The organism is Bacillus sp. TH13 (assembly GCF_016651175.1).
Classification (GTDB): Bacteria; Bacillota; Bacilli; order Bacillales; family Bacillaceae_G; genus Bacillus_A; species Bacillus_A thuringiensis_S.
This window is the reverse complement of record NZ_JAEKEJ010000025.1, coordinates 799,633-822,772: the sequence shown is the minus strand read 5'-3', so window position 1 is coordinate 822,772 and position 23,140 is coordinate 799,633. Positions and strand designations below refer to the sequence as shown.

The following is a 23,140-nucleotide window of genomic DNA, read 5'->3' as shown; positions in this document are numbered from 1 at the left end:
AAAGAGAAAGGTAGAAAGAATATGATATATTCATGCTATCCAATCATTATTTTTAGGGAGAATAGGGAAATGACAAACAACAATCAAATAGATGAAAATAAGGAACAAACTATTTTTGATCATAAAGGAAATACGATTATGACAGAAGATAGAGAAATACACATTATTTCAAAATTCGAAGAACCTCTTATTGTCGTATTAGCAAATGTACTAAGTGATGAAGAGTGTGATGAATTGATTGAAATGTCTAAAAATAAAATGAAGCGTTCTAAAGTTGGTTCATCACGTGATGTAAATGATATTCGGACAAGTAGCGGTGCATTTTTGGAAGACAATGAACTTACTTCAAAGATTGAAAAACGAATTTCATCTATCATGAATGTTCCTGCGTCGCATGGAGAAGGGTTGCACATTTTAAATTATGAAGTGGATCAACAATATAAAGCACACTATGATTATTTTGCGGAACATAGTAGATCAGCTGTTAACAATCGTATTAGTACGCTTGTAATGTATTTAAATGATGTAGAAGAAGGCGGGGAAACGTACTTCCCGAAATTAAATCTTTCTGTACACCCTAGAAAGGGAATGGCAGTATACTTTGAGTATTTTTATCAAGATCAATCACTAAATGAGCTTACGTTACACGGAGGGGCACCTGTAACGAAAGGCGAGAAATGGATTGCAACGCAGTGGGTGAGAAGAGGTACTTATAAGTAAAAGCGAGTGTTACGTTTTGTTCTTCATAGTATAAGAACAAAACGTTTTTTTATTAAACAAAGTAGCATCTTTCGTTATAATAACAATTAATAAATGACGATTGAGAGGACAGAAAATGAAATCTATATACATAACCGGCTATATGGGAGCAGGGAAAACAACAATTGGAAAAGCATTAAGTAAAGAACTTCAAATGGATGTTGTAGATACTGATCAAAAAATCGAAGAGAAGCAAGAGAAGGCAATTCGAAATATTTTTGCCGAAGAAGGCGAAATGGCTTTTCGGGAATATGAAAGCGAAATGTTACGTTCGCTACCAGTCCATAATGTCATTATTACAACTGGTGGGGGAATTATTGAGCGAGCGGAAAATCGCAAGTGGATGAAAGAGAACGGAACTGTCGTGTATTTATATTGTGATCCGCATGTAATTGCAGAAAGGCTTCGTGAAGATACGACACGTCCACTATTTCAAAAGAAAGATATAGATGCATTTGTAACGAAATTTGAATCACGCCGAGCTTATTATGAAGAGGCTCATATTCATATCGATACGACAAATAAGTCTGTAAAGCAAATTATGAATGAATTAAAGGAAAAGATTAATGTATAAAAAAGTGGACATACTAATCAAGTAGAGGTGATGATAATATGTCTACTAATGATTATGTTCGCTTTGTGACGCAGCAGTTTGTGTCGTATATGGATGCTCCAAAAGAAGATCGAAAACAAAAGAAAGAACAACGCCGTGCTGAAAAAGAGCCATTTATGAATAAGTGGTTTGGTGTTATGCCGTTGAGTGCTGCTTTGTTTTATCGAAATGTAAAAAGTAAAAGAAAAAAATCAAGTTAAATTTTAGTCATATGTCTAGCAAAATAAAGATCCCCTAGTGTCGTAATACACTAGGGGATCTTCATTTACTGCACGGATTCTTGTTCTTCAGTAACGGCATGTATTTTATTGTTCACCCATACGAACCCTATTCCGATACAAATAGAAATGCCCCAGCCGACAGCGGTCATAATCGCTCTCATTTCACCATAGCCATCTACACCAAAAACAGAGATGAAATAAATTTTTAAAAAGCTTTTTAATATAAATTGCAGCCCGAAAAATAACGTTAAATATTGCAGTGCTGGATATATACGACTATCACGATAAAGCTCACGACTTTTATCGCGGTCATGGCCTTGCAGTGCGGCAATATCCGCAGCGAAATATAACATAAGTGGTTTTTTTATAAAAATTGTACAGATGACGATAATACCGAGTACGATGTGATAATATGCATCATTCCACAACATTCGTTCAGCTGACCCAGATAATAAATCTACCGTTGTATTAGAAATGAGTGTAATTAAAATAAAGAACCCTGTCACGTTAAACTGTTTTTCTTTTTTAAAGGTATACAGTGTATAAAGAATCCCGGGAACAGAGGAAAGTAACATCGCGTAATAAGGATCGATATAAGGTTTTGCAAATTTCCAAATGAGGAATGGGATTACGAGATAAAAGACAAGATCTAATATAGCTTTTTTATTTTGATTCATACAAAGCCTCCTTAAGTCATACATATATTTTATAATATAATTTCTGAAAATTGTATAAGGTTTAATGGGAAAAGAAAAAATATATCAATTTTCGAGGGGTTAGTAAATTGAAAAAAATTGCCCCTAGCGTAGTAAGTTTTTTTAGTATATAATAAAGGAAACGCTTTCATTTTTGATTTGTTCACAAAATGGACGGAAAATCACATATTTACTATCGATATGTTGCTTTATAATGAAACTAATTAAATATACATGCATACAATATTGTGAAATAAATAACATAAATAATTTATATAAATGTAAACGTTATCAAAAGAGAGAGGTGGAGACAATGAGTAAATTTTTCTTCAATCATAATCCAGCAACAGTAGAGGATGGAAGGCTTGTTAAATATGCTGAAATTATTTATGGAGAAGGTGGCCGTTCTGTATTAGAAAATTTAATGGTGAAGGCATCTATCAGGTTGCGTGATCGTTATCCGAATAAATCTGACGAGCAGATATCGAACCTAGTAAATAAAGGCATCCATGATATGTTTCAAAAATATGTGAGCGAGTAAGAGTAGCCGATGGCTGCTCTTATTTTTTTGCATAAGGATGGTGTCTCTAGCTGAAAATAAACATGTATTTTGAAAAACGTAAAAAGGAGTGGGAAAGATGAGCAATGGGATTGGACGTTCGAAAGAAAATCTTCCAACTGATGCAAATCATGTAAGCGCAAAGGATCGTGCGTATCAAAAACGTATGGCAAAGCAAAAACAACAAGAGCGTAATGAGGATAGAGAGTAACTCAAAATAAAGCTCCTTCTAAAGCAGAAGGAGCTTCTTCAAGATAGAAAATGATTCGCGGTAACATAAAAGAGTCCACCGTTAATAATTTGCACTGTAATACGTGGTTCATACTGTTCTTGCAGAGCTTGTTTTTCAATTTCATAGCTCTCAGGAAGTTCTTCACTTTCTTCATAAAAACGGTTTAAAAGGTCTAAATCATGATTCCAACGCACTCTTGCTTCTTTCGCCCACGTATGGTCATCTTCTGCAATTATATTTTTTAAAGCGTCTTCTATACGTTGTAAACCACTTTGAGGTTTAATGATGGGCGAGAGTGTAAAACAAAAATCAGGTATTTTTGGTGTGAGTTTAATGTTAGTTAATGTTTCATGAAAGTTTGCCATCATTGTTCCAGAAATGAGATGAATACCAATGGAGTGAAGGATGTCTTTTTTTCGATCACATTGATAGGAAACTTTTATATTAATACCAAGCCAAGGGTGGAGCGGTGTATGTGTTGCCCCATTATGTCTTACATCCTCATATAAACGTATGTAAGAGCCTAATTCTTTTGTCGTTTGGAAAATTTGATGTAGACGTGGTGAACCGTAGTGAATAAGCTCACCATCATTTTCTTCATTTTCTGGATTTGTAATAAGAGTAAGGCGCATCGGATTCGGTACGCCTCCTGTTTTCTCAAGATAGTGCCAATAAAAAGGACGATTCATTAATAATTTATCCATCTCAATTGTTAACTGTACATCTAATAAATGAGGAGAACGTTCTAAAATTTCGCAGTTATTCGCCTCAAAGAAATTGTATAAGTAATTATGAATTTCATGTTGCTGCATAGCCTTGCACCTCAGCTTCATTTCGTTTCGCAAAGTCTATAATAGATGTTAAGTTTTCCATCTTAATTCGGATTTCTCCTTCGCTTTTTGATTGCGCAAATATTTCTTGAATGTGCGCGTCGATGTTTTTCATATTAATTCTCGTTAAAATTTCATCAAGTTCACCGATAACGCGCTCAAATAAATTGATTTTTTCATATAATAATTTCAAAATATGTTCTTCAACAGTGTGCTTTGTAGCTAAGTTATAAATATGAACATCATTCTTTTGACCAAGGCGGTGAATACGTCCGATTCTTTGCTCGAGACGCATTGGATTCCATGGCAAATCATAATTGATCATATGGCTACAAAACTGTAAGTTAATCCCTTCACCACCAGCTTCAGTTGCAATTAATACTTGTGCGTGGTTTTGGAAAAGCTCCTTCATCCAATCTTTCTTCCCGCGTTTAAATCCGCCGCGGAATGGAACGGAAGAAATACCGTGTTGTTGTAAAAACCATTGTAAGTACATTTGTGACGCTCGATATTCTGTGAAGATAACGACTTTATCGTCAATTTCTTTTATAAGCTCAAGAGCTTTATTCGCTTTTGAATTGAAAGGAATATGATTAATTTTGTCCATTAGCACATCGATATGTGGATCTTTTATATAATGTTCATTTTCTTTCTGTCTTTTTTCTACATGCTTTTTCAATGAATAGTAAACAGCCTCACGACTACTGCACGCTTCCCGTTTTAAAGTTAACGATGAGAAAGCAGATGTGAAGGCGTCTTGTCCTCGCCAATTTTCGATATCATTATATAGAGCTTGTTCTTGTTCATTGAACTCAACAAAAATTGTACGTACATGTCTCTTCGGCCAATCGATACCGGTATTATGTCGTCTATTTCGCACCATTACTTTGTTAATGAGAGCTTTTAAGTCTTCATCTGATTCGGCTGAACGATTTTTGGAAGCGTAATATTCTTCAAAGTTGGATTGATTGCCTAAATGTCCTGGTTTTAATAAAGAAACAAGGTTAAAAATTTCATCAATCTTATTTTGAACAGGAGTAGCGGTTAGTAATAAACAAAACTTCTTTTTTAATCGTTGTGCAAATTCATAGTTTTTTGTTTTATTATTTTTCAGTTTATGTGCTTCATCGATAATAATAAGGTCATATTCTAAGTTCAACACGATATCGCGATGTGGTGAACGTTTCGCAGTATCAATTGATGATACGATTACGTCAGCTTGTTCCCACGAGTAGCTTTTCTTTTGTGCTACAGCGGGAATGAAAAACTTTGTATTTAGCTCGTATGCCCATTGTGATACGAGAGAAGCTGGGACAAGTATAAGTACCTTTTTCACAAGCCCGCGGACCATGTATTCTTTCAAAATAAGTCCAGCTTCAATTGTTTTTCCAAGACCTACTTCATCTGCTAGAATCGCTTTACCATTCATTTGTTCAATCACATTTTGAGCGACTTCTAATTGATGCGGAAGCGGCGTGAAATGGGATAAATGTTTTGGTGCTTGTAGTCCATCAAAAGTAGGAACAAGTAACGATTTTTCTGTTTCATAAGCTAAGTGATATAAATCCCAGTTTGTCCAAGGACCATCTTCATCAATTCTATTTAAAAAATTGTTTTGCCAAGTCCGATCTACGGAAATATCGACATTCATTACGACTCTCCCACCTTTTATAAACTAAAGTAATTATTTTTTAATGTATGATGATGTGCCTTAAAAGAAGGCATGATTATCGTTATTAAAGGCTATATGATAGACAATAATAAAGTATTAAATCTCAAAAGCTGTATTTATTGAGTTTTAACATAAAAAATTCTAAATTATTTTTTATGCTAGAATATTGATGAAATATAGCGAATGATGTTAGGATAATGGTGTGAAATGTGTGGAATCTTTCGTATTTTATCCAAGAAAGTGATTTTTTATTTACGCTTTCATAAAAAAATATAATGAGATTCCGTATATCCTATCTTTTCAGAATGAAAATGTTTAGAAAAGGGAAGCAACTTTTATTGATTTGTCAAAGCATAAGGGGGAGAGAGCATGATTACATTACAACGTACACCGTTATTTGATGTATACGCGAAGTATGGTGGGAAAACAATCGACTTCGGTGGTTGGGAATTACCAGTTCAATTTTCAAGCATTAAAGAAGAACACGAAGCTGTACGTACAGCGGCAGGTTTGTTCGATGTGTCTCATATGGGAGAAGTTGAAGTAAAAGGTGTAGATAGTTTAGCATTTTTACAACGTGTTGTTACAAATGACGTATCTACCTTAAAGGTAGGGCGCGCACAATATACAGCTATGTGCTACGAAAATGGTGGTACAGTAGATGATTTATTAATCTACAAACGTGGTGAAGAAGACTATTTATTAGTAATCAATGCATCAAATATAGAGAAAGATTACGAATGGTTAGCAAGTCATGTAATTGGCGATGCGACAGTAGTCAATGTTTCTAGTGAAGTTGCACAGCTTGCAATTCAAGGACCAAAAGCAGAAGGCATTTTACAAAAAGTTGTGTCAGAAGATTTGAAAGAAATTAAGTTCTTTAAATTTAAAAACAATATTCTTGTAGATGGAATTCCAGCACTTGTATCTCGTACAGGTTACACAGGTGAAGATGGATTCGAAATTTACTGTAAGAGTGAAGATGCTGCAAAACTTTGGGAGAAACTTCTTGAAGTTGGAGCAGAAGAGGGCTTAAAAGCATGTGGTTTAGGTGCTCGTGATACACTTCGATTCGAAGCAACATTACCACTTTATGGACAAGAATTATCAAAAGATATTACACCGATTGAGGCTGGAATTGGCTTTGCGGTAAAAACAAATAAAGAAGCAGACTTCTTTGGAAAAGCAACGTTAAAAGAGCAAAAAGAAAACGGTGCGCCTCGTAAATTAGTCGGCATCGAAGTAATCGAACGTGGAATTCCTCGTACGCATTACCCTGTATTTATTGGTGAAGAAAAAATTGGGGAAGTAACGAGTGGTACACAATCTCCAACGTTAAAGAAAAGCATTGGTTTAGCACTAATTGATGTAAAATACGCAGCAGTTGATACAGAAGTAGAAATTGAAATTCGTAATAAACGCGTCAAAGCAGTAGTTGTTCCAACACCATTTTACAAACGTTCAAAGTAACGGGGAGAGGGGTAGATTTCATGTTGCATCGTTATCTTCCAATGACAGAAGAAGACAAAAAAGAAATGTTACAAACGATCGGCGTTCAAACGATCGATGAATTATTCTCTGATATTCCAGAGAGTGTTCGTTTTAAAGGGGATTTAAAAATTAAAGAAGCAAAATCAGAGCCAGAGCTTTTAAAAGAGCTATCTCAAATGGCTAGTAAAAATGCTAACTTAAAAGAATACGCTTCTTTCTTAGGAGCAGGCGTATACGATCATTATGCTCCAGTAATTGTAGATCATGTTATTTCTCGCTCAGAATTTTATACAGCTTACACACCATACCAACCGGAAATTTCACAAGGGGAATTACAAGCAATCTTTGAATTCCAAACAATGATTTGTGAATTAACAGGAATGGATGTAGCAAACTCTTCTATGTATGACGGGGGTACAGCTTTAGCTGAAGCGGCAATGTTAGCAGCTGGCCATACTCGCAAAAAGAAAATTCTTGTATCTAGCGCGGTTCATCCAGAATCAAGAGCAGTACTTGAAACGTATGCAAAAGGTCAAAATCTTGAAGTTGTTGAAATTAATCATAAAGATGGTGTAACAGATTTAGACGTATTACAAAGTGAAGTAGATGATACAGTTGCTTGTGTAATCGTTCAATATCCAAACTTCTTCGGACAAGTTGAAAAATTAGCTGATATTGAAAAAATCGTTCATCAACAAAAATCATTATTTATCGTTTCTTCAAATCCATTATCATTAGGCGCATTAACACCACCAGGGAAATTTGGTGCTGATATTGTAATCGGTGATGCACAACCATTTGGTATCCCAACGCAGTTTGGTGGACCGCACTGTGGTTACTTTGCAACAACGAAAGCATTTATGCGTAAAATTCCAGGACGTCTTGTTGGACAAACTGTAGATTCAGATGGTAAACGTGGATTTGTATTAACGTTACAAGCACGTGAACAGCATATTCGCCGTGATAAAGCGACATCTAACATTTGTTCAAACCAAGCGTTAAATGCATTAGCAGCTTCTGTTGCAATGACGGCACTTGGCAAACAAGGTGTGAAAGAAATGGCACGTCAAAACATTTCTAAAGCACAATATGCAAAACGTCAATTTGAAGCGAAAGGCTTTACTGTAACATTTGCTGGACCATTCTTCAATGAGTTTGTTGTAGATTGCAAACGTCCAGTGAAAGAAGTAAACGATGCATTATTACAAAAGAATATTATCGGCGGTTACGATCTAGGCCGTGATTATAAAGAGCATGAAAACCATATGCTTGTAGCAGTAACTGAGCTTCGTACGAAAGAGGAAATTGACACACTTGTAAACGAAATGGGGGCTATCCAATGAAGAACCAAGACCAAGCACTTATCTTTGAAGTGACTAAAGCAGGACGCGTAGGATATAGCTTACCCAAATTAGATGTAGAAGAAGTGAAACTAGAAGATGTGTTTGAGAGCGATTATATTCGAGTAGAAGATGCAGAGCTACCAGAAGTATCTGAACTTGATATTATGCGCCACTATACAGCACTTTCAAACCGTAACCACGGTGTTGATTCTGGATTCTATCCACTTGGATCTTGTACGATGAAATATAATCCGAAAATTAATGAGAGTGTAGCTCGTTTCGCAGGATTTGCAAATATTCATCCACTGCAAGATGAAAAGACAGTACAAGGTGCAATGGAATTAATGTACGACTTACAAGAGCATTTAATCGAAATTACAGGTATGGATACTGTTACTTTACAACCAGCAGCTGGTGCACACGGAGAATGGACAGGTTTAATGTTAATTCGTGCATACCATGAAGCAAATGGTGACTTTAACCGTACGAAAGTAATTGTGCCTGACTCTGCTCACGGAACGAATCCAGCATCTGCAACTGTAGCTGGTTTTGAAACAATTACAGTAAAATCAAATGAAAATGGCCTTGTTGATTTAGAAGACTTAAAACGTGTTGTCAATGAAGAAACAGCAGCACTTATGTTAACAAATCCTAATACATTAGGTCTATTTGAAGAAAATATTTTAGAAATGGCAGAAATCGTCCATAATGCAGGCGGTAAATTATACTATGATGGTGCAAACTTAAATGCGGTATTAAGCCAAGCGCGCCCAGGAGATATGGGATTTGACGTTGTGCATTTAAACCTTCATAAAACATTTACAGGTCCGCATGGCGGCGGTGGTCCAGGTTCTGGTCCAGTAGGTGTGAAAGCTGATTTAATTCCGTACTTGCCAAAACCAATTTTAGAGAAAACGGAAAATGGCTACCACTTTAACTACGACCGTCCAGAAGCAATTGGACGCGTGAAACCATTCTATGGTAACTTCGGTATTAACGTTCGTGCATACACGTATATTCGCTCTATGGGTCCAGATGGACTACGTGCGGTAACTGAGTATGCTGTATTAAATGCGAACTATATGATGAGAAGATTAGCGCCATTCTACGATCTTCCATTCGATAGACATTGTAAGCATGAATTTGTATTATCAGGTCGTCGTCAAAAGAAACTTGGTGTACGTACATTAGATATTGCAAAACGTCTGCTTGATTTCGGTTACCATCCACCAACAATTTACTTCCCATTAAATGTGGAAGAATGTATTATGATTGAGCCGACAGAAACAGAATCAAAAGAAACATTAGATGGTTTCATTGATAAGATGATTCAAATCGCTAAAGAAGTAGAAGAAAATCCAGAAGTTGTACAAGAAGCACCGCATACGACAGTCATTAAACGTTTAGACGAAACGATGGCTGCACGTAAACCAGTTTTACGTTATGCAAAGCCAGCTCCTGTACAAGTTTGATTAGAATAACAAAGGAAGAACTCGCTACGGTGGGTTCTTTTTTTGTATGGATAATTTGTGCAGAAATAGTGAAGAAAATGTTAAAAAAATATGTTTTTTGTTTCATAATGGTGTAAAGATGTAGTTTTATAGGTAGTTTTGTTGAAAAAGTCGGTTTGATAAAAGTATTTATTTTTGTTAGAATTTTATTGAAATTAAGAAGATGTGATGAGGCAAAAATTACTCATTTTTATGTATATGTGAAAAAACGAGCAAGACGGGGGTGAAAGTGTGGGATATCGATGTTATAGAATGGTATACCATTTAGAAAATGGAGAAACAATTAAAGATGTAAAAGAATTTTGCTATCGAGACCAAGGAAAAGTGTTAGAAAGAGTAGCAAATCGTGTAATGGATAATAGAGAAGTGACGGCGATTGATAAACAAGGAACAATCATTTCAATAGCATGTGAGGACATTGTAAAGGTGGAACTTGATTACATAACAGAAAGTTAACCTTGAGTCATATCGAATTATTCGATAAAATAAACTGTTGAATGGTGAAGTGAGAAGAGAGGAGTTTATCATGGGTAGTACAAGACACTTTTATATGTTTATCTTAGCGTTTGTTCTTGTTGTGGCATTAACGATTTACTTAATCGTTGACAGCAGCTGGTACAACACAGTTCATCCGGCATTCCTTCTGTTTATGTATATAGGAATTGCAGTAGTAAGTTTCGGAATGAGAGACGAGATGTTAGATCGCTTTGAAAAGTGATACATATACGAAAGACCAACAGGAAAATGTTGGTCTTTTTTTCTTGCCAAAAATAGGATGATGTGTATATACTGTGTATATAAGGTATATACAGTATATACACACACTGGAGGAAAACATGAATATTATTATTTCGAATTCTTCCCAAGACCCTATTTATGTGCAAATAAGAAAACAATTAAGCCAGCTTATTTTAAATGGTGGTTTAAAGGGTGGAGACCAATTACCGTCTATTCGTAGCTTAGCGAAGGAATTGCAAATTAGTGTAATTACAACGAAGCGTGCGTACGAGGAGCTTGAAAAAGAAGGATATATAGAAACTGTTGCTGGGAAAGGGACTTATGTTTCACGTAAAAATAATGAACTATTAAAAGAACAGCGGCTACGTCTATTTGAAAGTAAGGCTGAAGAAATCGTAAAAGAAAGTAAAGTGTTGCAACTTTCACTTGAAGAATTGCAGCAGATGATTGCGTGTTTATATAAGGGGGAATAAGAGATGTTAGAGCTAAAAAATGTTTGTAAAAGTTATGAAGATTTCGCAGTGAAAAATATAAGTTTTGCATTACCACGAGGATATATTATGGGGTTTGTCGGACCAAATGGTGCTGGGAAAAGTACAACGATCAAAATGATTATGAATTTAATTAGAAAAGATAGCGGCGATATAAAAATTTTTGGCAAAGACAATAAGAAAGCCGAAAAGGACATAAAACAAAACATTGGTTTTGTATATGATGAAAATCATTATTACGAAGATTTAACGTGTGAACAAATGAAACGTATTATTGCACCGTTATATAAAAAGTGGGACGAAAATCAATACCAATCGTATATGCACAGATTGCAAGTTCCAAAGTATAAAAAAATTAAAGAGCTATCTAAAGGGATGAAAATGAAGTTTGCGATTGCCATCGCACTTTCACATCATGCTGAGTTCATTATTATGGATGAACCAACAGCAGGATTAGATCCAGTTGTTCGAAGTGAATTACTTGATATGTTGCAAGAAATTGTAATGGAAGATGAAGTATCTGTATTATTCTCAACCCACATTACAACGGATTTAGAACGTATTGCAGATTATATTACGTTTATCAACGATGGAGAAATTATATTTACTGGTGAAAAAGATGAATTAATGGAGAACTACGTAATCGTAAAGGGAAGCAATGATTTATTAGATCGAGAAGGAAAAGAATTATTTGTTGGATTACGAAAAAATAAATTTGGTTTCGAAGGTTTAGCGAAGGATAAACAAGCAATTATCGATTGGTTTGGAAATGAGGTTGTAATAGAAAAGCCTACATTAGACGATATCATCGTTTACACTGCGAAAGGGAGAGGTGCTTATGCGTCAGCTCATCTATAAAGATTTGTTCTTTTTTCGGGTTACGTGGTTAGTCTATTTTATTATGCCCCTTGTTTTCTTTGGATTAGAGCCAGATGGTGAATTGTTATTTCCGATGAGTTGCTTACTCATAACGATATCATCTTCTATGATACTAATAGCGATGGATGAAAAAAATAAAAGTGATGTTATTATAAATAGTTTACCTGTTGGACGAAAGGATATCATTATTGCTAGATATATTTCGGGTGTAATATTCATTGTAGGTGGCATGATTTCTACTATGCTAGTTGTTTTTCTTATAAGAGGTATCGCTGTCATTGGTGATATTGGAGCTTATCATCCCAATTTGTATATTGAAATTCCTTGGTATGTAGTAGTCAGAGGTGCTGTATATTCTTTAGTTTATATTACAGCATTATTCCCGAGTTATTATGGGACAAAATCAAAAATAGTACGTGGAATATTTACAGGTGGAGCCGCTGGAATAGGTGTTATTGTTGGAATGTTTATTGGTGACGGAGAAAGCGCTACGGCATCATTCATTGATTGGATTGTGAATCCATTACATCTTGGTGTATTTATAGTTGGATTCATTACATTAGTTAGTATTTATATCGCTTCTATGTTTCTTACAATTAAAATTTATGAAACGCGTGATTTATAGAGAGGAGAATTTATATGCAGCAATTGATTTTGAAGGAGTGTTTCTTGCAGAAGAAGATGTTTCCTTTATATTTTTTAATACCTATTTTCTCTGTTTTTAGGAATCCAGTCCAACCGATGGGGATTGCAATAGGGTTATTTATAACATGTAGTACGATTATATATATTTCTTTTTATTATGAAGAGAAAAGTAAAACAGAAAAAATATTAGTGAGTCTGCCTATAACGAGAAAAGAGATAGTTATAGCTAAATATATTTCAAGTTCATTATTTATTATGGCTGGTTTGAGTACAACTTTTATAGTCATAATATTAGGAAATATTCTATTGAACAGAGATATAGTTATGCCTGGATATGCAGTATGTTCAGCAATAGTAGCAACTTTAATCTATTGTGTTGTAACGATACCTGCTAATTACATTGGAGGATATAAAGCTACTTCTGTTTTGAATGTTATTATGATTTTGCCTTTAACAGGTATGATTGGCCTTATGTGCAATATTTTTGGTGATAAAACAATTATGCTAAAAGTACTCCACTCTCAAGAGGCTACACTAGCAATGGGTGTTCTTGGTACTGGAGTGTTAGTAAGTATAGTCATATCAATGTTTCTCTCAATGAAAATGTTTCAAGAGGCAGAGTTATAGAAGGGATATTTTCATATTAGGGGGGGGGAATACATGGTCAAGCAACTAATTTTAAAAGATTTCATCATTCAATGGAAATTTTTAATTTGGTACATACTGTATCCTGTTTTCTTTTATATGGCCTTAACAGATACGGAAAATCTGTTCATAATTATGTCAGTAATTATTACAATTGGGGCAACAGTAAAAACATTTGAAGCAGATAGTAAAAATGAGAGTGAAGTCATAGTGAATAGTTTCCCAATATTGAGAAAACAAATTGTGTATGCGAAATATATAGTAGCAATTATTATTCTTTTTATAAGTGTAACGGTCGGTTGTTTCACGATGGGAATGAAGAGTGGGGTTAACTTATTTGAATTTATTGAAACGACAATGGTTGCTAGTATTAGCTTTATTTTAGTGTATTTAAGTTTGGTTTTACCACTATCCTTTTGGCTAGGGTATAAGAAAACTATTTTTATTGCGATTTTTATACTAATAGCACCTATGGCTGTTTCTACTATTTTCTTTGGAATCAACCTAGAACAAATTCAGCTATATAACAGCTTGTTATTCATTGGTTCAATATGCATGTTCATAGCATCTATCTTCGTTGCAGTAAAAGTATATGAAAAAAGAGAATTTTAGAAGGTGCCTTAAAAAAGGCACCTGCTTCAATAACGACAATACGAGAGCAGTAGTTTATAAAAAGAAACGCTATTTGGTACATCTTTCGGAGTATGTAATATAAAGCTGAAAACGATGATGAGAATAAGAAATAGGAAAAATAAAAATAGGATTTGCTTATGTATAGAATTTTGCATATTATTCACTCCTTTTTTAGGTAGTATGTCCAAAAGAAAGGAGTGTATGAAAAATTTTAGGAGGGGAGAATGATGAACAAAAGAAAATGGTTATATAGAATAGGGGTACTTTTTGTTTCAATCGGTCTCATATTAGCGAATTTTTATTCAGACATACCATCACCGTTTCCTAATTTGCATAAAGGGATTTGCATAAGTATTGTCATAGGTGGTCTACTTTGTCTTATTGCATCTAACTTTTATAGAAAATCTGAATGAATAAAAAAAGGACAGTTACTCTTTTTTAGAAGAACTGTCCTTTTTAAATAACTTATTCCATAGTTTGGCGATACTCCATATAATGACAATTGCAATGGAGGCGATAATGGACCAAACAATCGATATAATTTCAAGTGTCATGTTAGGAAGGAATGTGAGAATGGATAATACTTTATGAAACAATGATTCTATTATATGAAAACTTATTTGTAATAGAATTACGATACCAAGTGTGATCCATGCTAATATTTTCTTTCCTTTTTCTTTCCACATGACATTCACCTCACGTTAGCTTAATAGTTTTAAGCCAACAGCGCCGCATAAAATGCAGCTTAAGAAAGCAAGACGACGCCAATCCGCTGATTCTCGAAAAATGAGAATGCCTAGAAGTGCACTTCCAGCAGTTCCGATTCCAGTCCAAATCGCGTAAGCAGTTCCCATCGGTAACGTGTTCATCGCAAGAGATAAGAAGAAGAAGCTTACGCCGAAGTTAGCGATTAAAATAACTTTTGGTGCCCAGCCTTTCTTTTCAGTGGCTACTTTCATAAAGAGTACACCAATAATTTCACAAATACCAGCCAGAATTAAAAATACCCAAGCCATTTTATGCAGCCTCCTTCGTTTCTTTTTCTTCTGTTACTCGTTTTAGACCAATTACTCCGAAGAAGATTAAACCGATTAATAAAACTTTTACAATAGAGAAAGGTTCTCCGAAGATGAAAATCTCTGTAAGAACGATTCCACCAGCTCCGATTCCTGTGAAGACTGCGTATACAGTGCCGACAGGTAAATCTTTATAAGCTCTAAATAATAAGACGAAACTAATTGTAATTAATAGAGCAACACCAGCCCACTCAAGTGGTGCCTCCGCTTTTTTTAGTCCAATCACCCAAAAGATTTCAATAATACCAGCGATGATTACATAAATCCATGCCATATGTCATTTCTCCTTCCTACCAGTCGTTAGGTAAAGGGCTTAAAAACGACGCATTGCAAAGGAGCAATCCGTCAGTTTGAAAGTCCGCGCCAAAATACTTTCCAAGAAGCGTCTAAACGTGTCTCAAAACGATTTAAACCTGCGTATAATAGTTCAACCATAAGACCGTCGAGTAAGCATAGAAAAGCCTCTAAGGCGTCTTTTACTTCAATGTTATGCAGCTCATCTTGTTCGCTTGCTCTTTTAAATACAGGGAATAAAAGTTTTCCGACGTTTTCAATGTGTACATTTGCTTTATTAATAATTTGTTCGCGAAATGCATCAGGCGGAAAATAAGAAGTTCGTAACCAAAACATTGATTCTTCACTTTCACCAAATCGTTTTGCATAGCCTTTTAATAATTTTAAAAGCAATTCTTCAGTGGACGAATTGGAAAAGCTTTCGATATCGCCTGTGAAGCTCTGCAAATCTTTTTGAAGAGCAGATTCTAAGCATATGAAATATAGCTCTTCTTTTCCTTTAAAGTGTGCGTAAATCGATGGTTTTTTAATCCCAACTTCTTGAGCAATATTTGCCAATGAAGTTCCTTCATAGCCGTAGCGTGCGAAATGAGAAAGTGCTACAGCTTTAATGCGGTTTGCTGTCATTTTCATCCCCTACCTACCGTTCGTTAGGTTCATTATATGAGATGAAAAATATAATGTCAATAGGTGAAGAACTGAAAAAGAGCGCATTAGGTAACGCTCCTTTTCAGACTGTTTTCCGCTCAATTAAATGGAATGGAAGCTCTTCTGAGTTCCCAGCTAATTGTTCGGCCTGTATTTGTTTATGGAACAAGGTAAAAGCTCGCGATCCCATCGTGAGACCAGGATGTTCAATAGTTGAAATTTCTAATGCTTTTGAAATCTCATGGTTATCGAATCCTAAAATGGCGAGATCTTCAGGGACACGTATACCATGTTTTTTTGCTTCTGTTAGTAAACCGGCAGCTACTTGGTCATTCGCTGTGAAAATAGCAGTTGGACGATTTTTCATATTTAAAATACGATGGAGTATTTGTGCTCCGTCCTGCATTGTATAGCATTGGTGGAAAATCCATTCAGGATGCAACGTTTTCCCTTCGTTACGAAGTGTATCGGCGAACGCTTTTTCACGCTCCATGGAATTTACACTTGTTTTTCTTGCTAAACAAATTCCGATTTTTTCATGGCCTCTACTTAGTAAATAGGCAGTACCGAGACGGAAACCTTCATAATGATCTACGTAGATGGATGAAATGAGGGGATGCTTCATTTTTTCACATGAAATAATAGGGGCAAATTTTGCAAAAGGTTCGATTTGTTCCCAAGAGCTCGTTCGGGAGCAAATAATCATCCCATCAAATTGTTTCATTTTCATCATTTCAAGAACACGAATTTCTTCAATGCTATCGTAATTCGTTTGACATAAATTAATGTGATATCCGGCAGCTAACGCTTCGTTTCCGATTCCTTCAATAATCGTACTGAAGTAGGGGAGGTTAATGAAAGGAAGCATAACGCCAATTGTATATGTTTTCCCTCTTATTAAATGGACAGCATTTATATTTTTTGCGTAGTTTAATTCTTCAACAGCATCTAGAACACGCTTACGCTTTTCTTCTTTTACGTAAGGGTGATTATTCAGGACACGAGAAACAGTTGATATCGATACACCAGCAGTTTTAGCAATTTGTTTTATATTGGCCATATGTATCACCTCTTTCCCTTATTATAAAGGGAAAATAATAAGAAAGAAAAAATCTTGACCTGAAAAGCTTTTCACAAACTATGGTATTAATAAGACTTCTTTTTATTCGCGTAACCTTTTCACTTGGGCGTAAGAATGATAGGGGTCTTTTTTGTTTGCAAAAAGTGTTGTCAAAATGTGTGAGAATAACGTGGAAAGTTTTCAAAGGTGGAGTTTGGTGACAAAGCGAATATGAAGAGAATATCAACGCTTCGTTCGTTAAGAGAGCGGTATGAAAGGGCGGAAACAAATTGAAAAAAAGAATCATTTGTTTCGTGTTTTCTAGTTTCATGCTTAGTTCGTGTTCGTTTCAGCAAACGATGCAAGAAGAAAAACACTTTGTGGGAACAACAGGAGGAGCCATGAATCGTGTTACGGATCCTATTCCGCTAAAGGAACTTCCAAAATATTTTCCGGTGAAGTTTAAAGTTCCAACGTTTTTACCGTACGACATTACAAGTGATGTGAAGGGGGAAGTAAGAACGCTTGGGAAAAAGAACACTGTCTTAACGATTAAATATAAACAGAAGGAGTCAGGTAGAAATGAGTATATTGAGTTAAATGTCGCGAACTTTCCCTATAGTTTTCCGGATCTTGTGGAAGAGAAGCGATTTCAAGAACAAATGAAACTGAATAATGGAACGTCTGCTTATTTTAAAAATAAAGATGATTATGAACGTGGTGACGAATTTGCTACGCTTATATGGAAAGAGAAAGGAATTGAATATCAGCTATTGTATCGGAATGTAGAAGAGAGCGATAAAGACACGATTAAGCAAAATTTATTATACATTGCGAATAAGATGAAATGAAAAAACTAGCTGATTTATTCAGCTAGTTTTTTGTATGTTATTATTTCTTTTTAATTTTGCCTGTCCAAGATTTAAATCCACCTTGTAATTGGTAGAAATCTTTGTAGCCTTGTTTTTTTAAGTATTGCGCTGCACGACCTGTACGGAAGCCGCTTTGGCAGTACAAGTAAACAGGTTGATCTTGACGAAGTTCTTTATGGCGAAGGCGAATTTGTGATAACGGAATGTTACGTGCACCTAAAATGTGCCCTGCGTTATATTCATCTGTTTCACGAATATCGATAAGCTGTGCTTTACGGTAGCCAGCGCGAAATTCTTCTTCTGTAAGAGTTTTAATTAATTTTTTCTGATAGAAGTACATCCATACAGTGTAGCCGATGAATGCTACGATTACGGCTAATAAAATAATCCAAGTTGTTGACACGATTCTATCGCTCCCTTTTTTCTTATCCTACTTTCAATATTATAATGCCCATATGTATTTATGCAACAGATTCATTTGCATATAAGAAGAAATTTCGTATTCTTTCACAAATTTTGTCGAATTTGGTAGACTAGAGAATGTGAAAAATACTTGGTTATATGAGGTGCAGGATGGGAAAAGAAAAATGGTGTTATATTAACTCTGGTCAATGTTCACCGGCATTTAATATGGCGTTAGATGAATGTTTATTAAATTGGCAAAGTGAAAAGAAAATGCCACCAACAATTCGTTTTTATGAATGGGAAGTACCAACATTAACAGTTGGATATTTTCAACGTGTTGAAAAAGATATTAATATGGATGTAGTTAACGAAAAGAAATATGGATTCGTTCGTCGTCAAACAGGCGGCAGGGGTGTACTACATGACAAAGAGTTAACGTATAGTGTTATTGTGTCTGAAGATCATCCGAATATGCCGAAAACAGTTACAGAAGCGTATCGTGTTATTTCGCAAGGCTTATTAGATGGTTTTAAGGCATTAGGGCTAGAAGCATATTATGCAGTTCCAAAAACAGAAGCAGATCGTGAAAATTTAAAAAATCCACGTTCAGGCGTATGTTTTGATGCACCATCTTGGTATGAAATTGTAGTGGAAGGAAGAAAAATTGCTGGTAGTGCTCAAACACGTCAAAAAGGTGTTATTTTACAGCATGGATCGATTCCATTAGAAATTGATTTAGATGAACTATATGATCTATTTTTATTCCCAAATGAACGTGTGAAGGAACGTATGAAAAGTATGTTTTCTTCTAAAGCGGTAGCAATTAATGAATTAACAGACCGTACATTTACGATAGAACAGTTAATTAAAGCTTTTGAAGTTGGCTTTGAAAAAGGATTGGATGTAGAACTTGTTCCATATGAATTAACAGAAGAACAGTTACATGAAGTTCAAACGTTAGCGAAAGAAAAGTATGAAAGTAATGAGTGGAATTATAAAAAATAAGAGATGGCAATTGCCACCTCTTATTTTTTTATAGTAAATTAAGTACTTTTTCTACTTTGATTCCTTTATCTTGTAAAGAACGAAGGCGACTTACAACGTCCATAATTTCTTTGTCAAATGTAACGCTAATACCTTGGCTTTGTAGTTCTTCTTTTAAGCTTTCAATAGAATCATCTATGTCGATGCCAAGCTCGTAATCTTGACAAACTTCAATTGTCTTTTTCACGAGTTTAACATAATTTTCTTGTAGTTTTGAATTTGTTTCAGTCAAAGCAGGCTGCTTCGGTTTTGCAGGGGCAACCGGTGCTGTTTCTTGCTTTGTAACTGGAGTAGGGACTACTTTTTTCACAGGTGCTGGAGTAGTTAGTTCTACAGCCACTTCTACACTTACTGGCTTCGGTGTCGGTACCGGAGTAGGCTTAGGTGCCATAGCAGGTGTTTCCACACGCGTAACAGGCTTAGGAGCGGGTGTAATTGCTTTTGGAGCTTCTACAACTACTTCTTTTTTCGGCGCTGCTTCTACCTGTGTTTCTTCTTGCTCGGCAGCGTCTTTATTTTCTTTACTCCACATAACGCGTTCAATTTCTAGAGAAACATTGTTTTTGTTCATCGCTGTTAATGTAACTTTACCAACTTCAGCGTTTCCAGTGAAATCAACAATTTTATAAATAACACTCTTGTTCCAATCCACGTTTCCGCTCAAAAATAATTCTTCGTTACATTTCGGCGTTAAGCCCTCGATTTTAATTTCTGCGTTTACACCGTTTTCACTATATACCATAATTAGCGAAGCATTTACATCTTCGTCTGCTAACATTAGTTCACGTACCATTTTGCCGGTGCGTACTTGCGTTTTCTTCTTAACTGACATCTAATTTCTCCTCTCAAAAATTCAGTAATAATAAAAAAATCGTATAACGAAAAATAATTGCTCACGAAGATTTATGATACCGATAATAAAAGCATCACGTCAACAATTAACTTTAATTATTTTGCATTTTTCTTATTTTCTTTATGAAATTTTTCAATTTGTAAAATTAGACAGAAGAAAAAACAGCCTTTTGAAGGGCTGTTAAAAATTTGATTTTTTATATAGTAATTTATATAAAATAAAAATAAGATAGCAATTAAAGCATTTTGCCAAAAGGTTAGATGATAAATGAGATAAGGTTGCTTTTTAAAATAAACATGTAAAAATACAGATGCGCAAAATGGGGTAGCGAACGCGAATCCAAATAGAATTCTTCTTTTCCAATTTATTTTTTGATTAAAGGAGTAACGCTTTAATAAATATAAAATAAGCAGTATTCCTAGAATAATTAGTGAAACAGAAAAAGTAGTTCCAGGGATACTAAAAACTGGGGTTAATTGTTCCGCAGTATTTCCAAAGGTTGAAATAAAAAACGAAACAATTGCATCGATTCCAAACTGTATAGCAAGAAGCAAGCTAACAACAAAACCGATTGAAGAAGTTTTTTCTAATTTTGTTTGGGATGGTAAAGCTGATATAAGTTCATCGCAATAAGATTGTAAATTACTACCGAAAATGTCATAAGCGCTTTTATTTTCTGTTTGTGCTTCGATGAGGTGATCTAATATTTCTAGTAACAGTTCCTCCATTTGTTGCTCAGGTACGTTTGATATTCGAAGATATACTAACATATCGCCATAAGCAGCTTCGTTTTCGGAAGTTAGAAGCTCACGTTTTTTATTATTCAATTCAATCATGTCTTGTGCATTCATTCCTATCACTCCCCCTGTAATAAGTTATTTACCGTAGTAGAAACCATTCCCCAGCTTTGTTTAAATTCTTCAAGTTGTTCTAATCCTTTAGTGGTTACGTGATAATATTTTCGCTTTGGACCGAGTGAGGAAGCTTTTAATGTTCCTTCAATCAATTTTTCTTTTTGCATACGTAACAATAACGGATATATGCTCCCTTCGCTTACGAATGTAAAGCCGTGTTTATTTAATTTTGTGCTCAGTTCATATCCGTACACTTCTTCTTGTGAAATGATGTATAGGATGCAACCTTCGAGCACACCTTTTAACATTTGGCTGTGCATGATTTTACCACCTTTTATTTTAGGTAACTTGCATTGCAAGGTAGATGTTATCCAAATTATAACATTCAGTAACTTGCAACGCAAGTTACTGAAGTGGAAAACTTTAATGAGTGTTAATTTTTCAATGCTTCCCATACTAACGAGAGGAGGGAAGCGTATGAAACCATTTATGCCAAAACTCGTTTACTTTGAACCAAAGGCACTTGAATATCCACTTGGAAAAGAGCTTTATGAGAAGTTTACGAAGATGGGATTAGAAATTCGTGAAACGACATCACATAATCAAATTAGAAATTTGCCAGGAGAAAATGATTTGCAAAAGTATCGTAATGCAAAGGCTATACTTGTCGTTGGAGTGAGGAAGACGCTAAAGTTTGATACGTCAAAACCGTCAGCTGAATATGCAATTCCGCTCGCAACAGGGTGTATGGGACATTGTCATTATTGCTATTTGCAAACGACACTTGGGAGTAAGCCTTACGTTCGTGTGTATGTCAATCTTGATGAAATATTTGAGAAGGCAAAGCAATATATGGATGAAAGGGCACCTGAAATAACAAGATTTGAAGCAGCGTGTACATCAGACATTGTTGGAATTGATCATTTAACACATGCATTAAAGCGGGCGATTGAATTCATTGGAGAAAGTGAATATGGGTGCTTACGTTTCGTCACGAAATATTCGCACGTTGATCATTTATTAGATGCAAAGCATAATGGGAAAACTCGTTTTCGATTTAGTATAAATTCACGATATGTAATTAAAAATTTTGAACCAGGGACATCGCCGTTTGAGGAGCGAATAAAGGCGGCACGTAAAGTAGCAGGTGCAGGTTATCCACTTGGTTTTATAGTTGCGCCACTTTATATGCATGAAGGATGGGAAGAAGGATACCGTGAACTATTTGAGCGACTGTACAATGCGCTGAAAGATATGACGATACCAAATTTAACGTTTGAATTAATTCAGCATCGTTTTACGAAACCAGCGAAAAAGGTTATTCAAGAGCGTTATCCAAATACGAAACTTGAAATGGATGAAGAGAAGCGGAAGTATAAATGGGGACGATATGGCATCGGAAAATATGTATATAAAAAAGATGATGCAGCAGTGTTGGAAGAAACGATAAGAGTGTATATAAATGAGTTTTTTCCTAATGCAGAAATACAATACTTTACTTAAGAGGAGTCTGTATGCAAATACAGATTCTTTTTTGTTTTATATATTTAGGCTCGTTTCCACCTTGTCACGTTATTCTTTCTGGTGTATCATTTTATTGATTGCTTCGTACGGAATAAGCAAAATGAACTTGGATGGAGGAAACCGATGCCTACCCCTAGTATGGAAGATTATATTGAACAAATTTATTTGTTGATTGATGAAAAGGGTTATGCCCGCGTATCTGATATTGCTGAAGCGCTTAGTGTACATCCATCCTCTGTAACAAAAATGGTGCAAAAATTAGACAAAGATGAATATCTAATTTATGAAAAATATAGAGGGCTTGTATTAACAACAAAAGGTAAAAAAATCGGAGAACGTCTCGTATATCGTCATGACTTGCTAGAGCAATTTATGCGTATTATCGGTGTGGATGAAGGTAAGATTTACAATGATGTAGAAGGAATTGAACATCATTTAAGTTGGGAAGCGATTGATCGCATTGGTGATTTAGTGCAATACTTTGAACAAGATGCAGTCCGAGTGGAAACACTTCGCGGTGTTCAAAGAGCAAATGAAGAGAAAAGTAATTAAG

At 35.2% G+C, this 23,140-nt stretch carries 32 protein-coding genes and 1 pseudogene; 20 read left to right on the top strand and 13 right to left on the bottom strand.

Annotated elements, in window-relative coordinates:
• The first annotated feature begins 69 nt into the window (after positions 1 to 69).
• The 3 genes from JFU02_RS12505 to JFU02_RS12495 all read left to right on the top strand — a co-directional run bounded on the left by JFU02_RS12505 (position 70) and on the right by JFU02_RS12495 (position 1,572).
• Positions 70 to 720: a 2OG-Fe(II) oxygenase gene (locus tag JFU02_RS12505; RefSeq protein WP_000183838.1), complete on the top strand. Its 651-nt coding sequence runs from the start codon at positions 70 to 72 to the stop codon at positions 718 to 720.
• 115 nt (positions 721 to 835) lie between these two features.
• Positions 836 to 1,333 (top strand): shikimate kinase AroK, encoded by a 498-nt coding sequence (gene aroK / locus JFU02_RS12500; RefSeq protein ID WP_000836655.1) that lies wholly within the window; start codon positions 836 to 838, stop codon positions 1,331 to 1,333.
• 38 nt (positions 1,334 to 1,371) lie between these two features.
• Complete coding sequence (locus tag JFU02_RS12495) at positions 1,372 to 1,572, top strand: YqzE family protein (RefSeq protein ID WP_000106083.1); 201 nt, start codon at positions 1,372 to 1,374, stop codon at positions 1,570 to 1,572.
• A 65-nt stretch (positions 1,573 to 1,637) separates the two neighbouring features.
• Here the strand turns inward: JFU02_RS12495 and JFU02_RS12490 are convergent, their stop codons facing one another.
• Positions 1,638 to 2,270, bottom strand: coding sequence for a VC0807 family protein (locus JFU02_RS12490; RefSeq protein ID WP_001075116.1), 633 nt, complete (start codon positions 2,268 to 2,270; stop codon positions 1,638 to 1,640).
• 141 nt (positions 2,271 to 2,411) lie between these two features.
• Positions 2,412 to 2,528: a hypothetical protein gene (locus JFU02_RS12485; RefSeq protein WP_001987222.1), complete on the bottom strand. Its 117-nt coding sequence runs from the start codon at positions 2,526 to 2,528 to the stop codon at positions 2,412 to 2,414.
• 73 nt (positions 2,529 to 2,601) lie between these two features.
• Here JFU02_RS12485 and JFU02_RS12480 point away from each other — a divergent pair, with 73 nt between their 5' ends.
• The gene (locus JFU02_RS12480; RefSeq protein ID WP_000032702.1) at positions 2,602 to 2,829 is read left to right on the top strand and encodes a hypothetical protein; all 228 of its coding nucleotides are present in this window, start codon (positions 2,602 to 2,604) and stop codon (positions 2,827 to 2,829) included.
• Between the two features lie 97 nt (positions 2,830 to 2,926).
• A complete protein-coding gene (locus JFU02_RS32460) occupies positions 2,927 to 3,058 on the top strand; it encodes a hypothetical protein (protein WP_000064668.1) in 132 nt (43 codons plus the stop codon).
• Positions 3,059 to 3,096: 38 nt separating this feature from the next.
• On the opposite strand, the gene JFU02_RS12475 is transcribed toward JFU02_RS32460, so the two are convergent.
• Together JFU02_RS12475 and JFU02_RS12470 are read right to left on the bottom strand one after the other, a co-directional pair.
• Positions 3,097 to 3,891: a YqhG family protein gene (locus tag JFU02_RS12475; RefSeq protein ID WP_001183965.1), complete on the bottom strand. Its 795-nt coding sequence runs from the start codon at positions 3,889 to 3,891 to the stop codon at positions 3,097 to 3,099.
• Positions 3,878 to 5,560: a DEAD/DEAH box helicase gene (locus JFU02_RS12470; protein ID WP_001100037.1), complete on the bottom strand. Its 1,683-nt coding sequence runs from the start codon at positions 5,558 to 5,560 to the stop codon at positions 3,878 to 3,880. Before JFU02_RS12470 ends, JFU02_RS12475 begins: the two co-directional genes overlap by 14 nt.
• A gap of 390 nt (positions 5,561 to 5,950) precedes the next feature.
• On the opposite strand from JFU02_RS12470, the gene gcvT reads away from it, so the two are divergent.
• From gcvT to JFU02_RS12415, 11 genes are all read left to right on the top strand, one after another.
• Positions 5,951 to 7,051, top strand: coding sequence for a glycine cleavage system aminomethyltransferase GcvT (gcvT, locus tag JFU02_RS12465; RefSeq protein WP_201071110.1), 1,101 nt, complete (start codon positions 5,951 to 5,953; stop codon positions 7,049 to 7,051).
• Between the two features lie 20 nt (positions 7,052 to 7,071).
• Complete coding sequence (gene gcvPA / locus JFU02_RS12460; protein ID WP_000903240.1) at positions 7,072 to 8,415, top strand: aminomethyl-transferring glycine dehydrogenase subunit 1; 1,344 nt, start codon at positions 7,072 to 7,074, stop codon at positions 8,413 to 8,415.
• Positions 8,412 to 9,887, top strand: coding sequence for an aminomethyl-transferring glycine dehydrogenase subunit 2 (gcvPB, locus tag JFU02_RS12455; protein ID WP_000795708.1), 1,476 nt, complete (start codon positions 8,412 to 8,414; stop codon positions 9,885 to 9,887). Before gcvPA ends, gcvPB begins: the two co-directional genes overlap by 4 nt.
• A 291-nt stretch (positions 9,888 to 10,178) precedes the next feature.
• Positions 10,179 to 10,382 (top strand): DUF3929 family protein, encoded by a 204-nt coding sequence (locus JFU02_RS12450; RefSeq protein WP_000262496.1) that lies wholly within the window; start codon positions 10,179 to 10,181, stop codon positions 10,380 to 10,382.
• A gap of 70 nt (positions 10,383 to 10,452) precedes the next feature.
• Complete coding sequence (locus JFU02_RS12445) at positions 10,453 to 10,644, top strand: hypothetical protein (RefSeq protein ID WP_000535933.1); 192 nt, start codon at positions 10,453 to 10,455, stop codon at positions 10,642 to 10,644.
• A 118-nt stretch (positions 10,645 to 10,762) separates the two neighbouring features.
• On the top strand, positions 10,763 to 11,137 hold the full coding sequence (locus JFU02_RS12440; RefSeq protein WP_001021348.1) for a GntR family transcriptional regulator: 375 nt from the start codon (positions 10,763 to 10,765) through the stop codon (positions 11,135 to 11,137).
• 3 nt (positions 11,138 to 11,140) lie between these two features.
• Positions 11,141 to 12,013, top strand: a complete 873-nt coding sequence (locus JFU02_RS12435) for an ABC transporter ATP-binding protein (protein ID WP_000891285.1) — start codon at positions 11,141 to 11,143, stop codon at positions 12,011 to 12,013.
• Positions 11,994 to 12,659 carry an ABC-2 transporter permease gene (locus JFU02_RS12430; RefSeq protein ID WP_001249442.1) on the top strand — a complete coding sequence of 222 codons (666 nt, stop codon included), beginning with the start codon at positions 11,994 to 11,996 and terminating at the stop codon, positions 12,657 to 12,659. Before JFU02_RS12435 ends, JFU02_RS12430 begins: the two co-directional genes overlap by 20 nt.
• Before the next feature lie 14 nt (positions 12,660 to 12,673).
• Positions 12,674 to 13,306 carry an ABC-2 transporter permease gene (locus tag JFU02_RS12425; RefSeq protein WP_097888894.1) on the top strand — a complete coding sequence of 211 codons (633 nt, stop codon included), beginning with the start codon at positions 12,674 to 12,676 and terminating at the stop codon, positions 13,304 to 13,306.
• Positions 13,307 to 13,339: 33 nt separating this feature from the next.
• Positions 13,340 to 13,936, top strand: a complete 597-nt coding sequence (locus tag JFU02_RS12420; protein WP_000240633.1) for an ABC-2 transporter permease — start codon at positions 13,340 to 13,342, stop codon at positions 13,934 to 13,936.
• A 248-nt stretch (positions 13,937 to 14,184) separates the two neighbouring features.
• The gene (locus JFU02_RS12415; protein WP_001042452.1) at positions 14,185 to 14,370 is read left to right on the top strand and encodes a hypothetical protein; all 186 of its coding nucleotides are present in this window, start codon (positions 14,185 to 14,187) and stop codon (positions 14,368 to 14,370) included.
• 15 nt (positions 14,371 to 14,385) lie between these two features.
• On the opposite strand, the gene JFU02_RS12410 is transcribed toward JFU02_RS12415, so the two are convergent.
• The 5 genes from JFU02_RS12410 to JFU02_RS12390 form a co-directional block, all read right to left on the bottom strand.
• Positions 14,386 to 14,643, bottom strand: a complete 258-nt coding sequence (locus JFU02_RS12410; RefSeq protein WP_000265369.1) for a DUF3975 family protein — start codon at positions 14,641 to 14,643, stop codon at positions 14,386 to 14,388.
• A 15-nt stretch (positions 14,644 to 14,658) separates the two neighbouring features.
• Entirely contained in the window at positions 14,659 to 14,973 is a 315-nt protein-coding gene (locus JFU02_RS12405; RefSeq protein WP_000312623.1) for a DMT family transporter, read from the bottom strand.
• A 1-nt stretch (position 14,974) separates the two neighbouring features.
• Positions 14,975 to 15,307, bottom strand: a complete 333-nt coding sequence (locus JFU02_RS12400) for a DMT family transporter (protein ID WP_000312340.1) — start codon at positions 15,305 to 15,307, stop codon at positions 14,975 to 14,977.
• A gap of 71 nt (positions 15,308 to 15,378) precedes the next feature.
• A complete protein-coding gene (locus tag JFU02_RS12395) occupies positions 15,379 to 15,960 on the bottom strand; it encodes a TetR/AcrR family transcriptional regulator (protein WP_002005730.1) in 582 nt (193 codons plus the stop codon).
• A gap of 97 nt (positions 15,961 to 16,057) precedes the next feature.
• On the bottom strand, positions 16,058 to 17,035 hold the full coding sequence (locus JFU02_RS12390) for a LacI family DNA-binding transcriptional regulator (protein WP_201071108.1): 978 nt from the start codon (positions 17,033 to 17,035) through the stop codon (positions 16,058 to 16,060).
• Positions 17,036 to 17,349: 314 nt separating this feature from the next.
• On the opposite strand from JFU02_RS12390, the gene JFU02_RS12385 reads away from it, so the two are divergent.
• Positions 17,350 to 17,886 carry a DNA polymerase III subunit delta gene (locus tag JFU02_RS12385; protein WP_201072147.1) on the top strand — a complete coding sequence of 179 codons (537 nt, stop codon included), beginning with the start codon at positions 17,350 to 17,352 and terminating at the stop codon, positions 17,884 to 17,886.
• A gap of 40 nt (positions 17,887 to 17,926) precedes the next feature.
• Here JFU02_RS12385 and JFU02_RS12380 read toward each other — a convergent pair whose 3' ends face one another.
• A complete protein-coding gene (locus tag JFU02_RS12380; RefSeq protein ID WP_000108654.1) occupies positions 17,927 to 18,310 on the bottom strand; it encodes a rhodanese-like domain-containing protein in 384 nt (127 codons plus the stop codon).
• 170 nt (positions 18,311 to 18,480) lie between these two features.
• Between JFU02_RS12380 and JFU02_RS12375 the strand changes: the two genes are divergently transcribed.
• Positions 18,481 to 19,317: a lipoate--protein ligase family protein gene (locus JFU02_RS12375; protein WP_000514081.1), complete on the top strand. Its 837-nt coding sequence runs from the start codon at positions 18,481 to 18,483 to the stop codon at positions 19,315 to 19,317.
• 28 nt (positions 19,318 to 19,345) lie between these two features.
• Here the strand turns inward: JFU02_RS12375 and JFU02_RS12370 are convergent, their stop codons facing one another.
• The 3 genes and pseudogenes from JFU02_RS12370 to JFU02_RS12360 all read right to left on the bottom strand — a co-directional run bounded on the left by JFU02_RS12370 (position 19,346) and on the right by JFU02_RS12360 (position 21,383).
• Positions 19,346 to 20,188 (bottom strand): hypothetical protein, encoded by an 843-nt coding sequence (locus tag JFU02_RS12370; protein ID WP_000111892.1) that lies wholly within the window; start codon positions 20,186 to 20,188, stop codon positions 19,346 to 19,348.
• A 201-nt stretch (positions 20,189 to 20,389) separates the two neighbouring features.
• Positions 20,390 to 21,060: pseudogene (locus JFU02_RS12365) on the bottom strand (DUF1129 domain-containing protein).
• Positions 21,061 to 21,065: 5 nt separating this feature from the next.
• Positions 21,066 to 21,383, bottom strand: a complete 318-nt coding sequence (locus JFU02_RS12360; RefSeq protein ID WP_061666298.1) for a PadR family transcriptional regulator — start codon at positions 21,381 to 21,383, stop codon at positions 21,066 to 21,068.
• 157 nt (positions 21,384 to 21,540) lie between these two features.
• On the opposite strand from JFU02_RS12360, the gene splB reads away from it, so the two are divergent.
• Both splB and mntR read left to right on the top strand, forming a co-directional pair.
• Positions 21,541 to 22,566, top strand: coding sequence for a spore photoproduct lyase (splB, locus tag JFU02_RS12355; RefSeq protein WP_201071105.1), 1,026 nt, complete (start codon positions 21,541 to 21,543; stop codon positions 22,564 to 22,566).
• A 144-nt stretch (positions 22,567 to 22,710) separates the two neighbouring features.
• Positions 22,711 to 23,139 (top strand): transcriptional regulator MntR, encoded by a 429-nt coding sequence (gene mntR / locus JFU02_RS12350; protein ID WP_001143082.1) that lies wholly within the window; start codon positions 22,711 to 22,713, stop codon positions 23,137 to 23,139.
• Position 23,140: the final 1 nt, after the last annotated feature.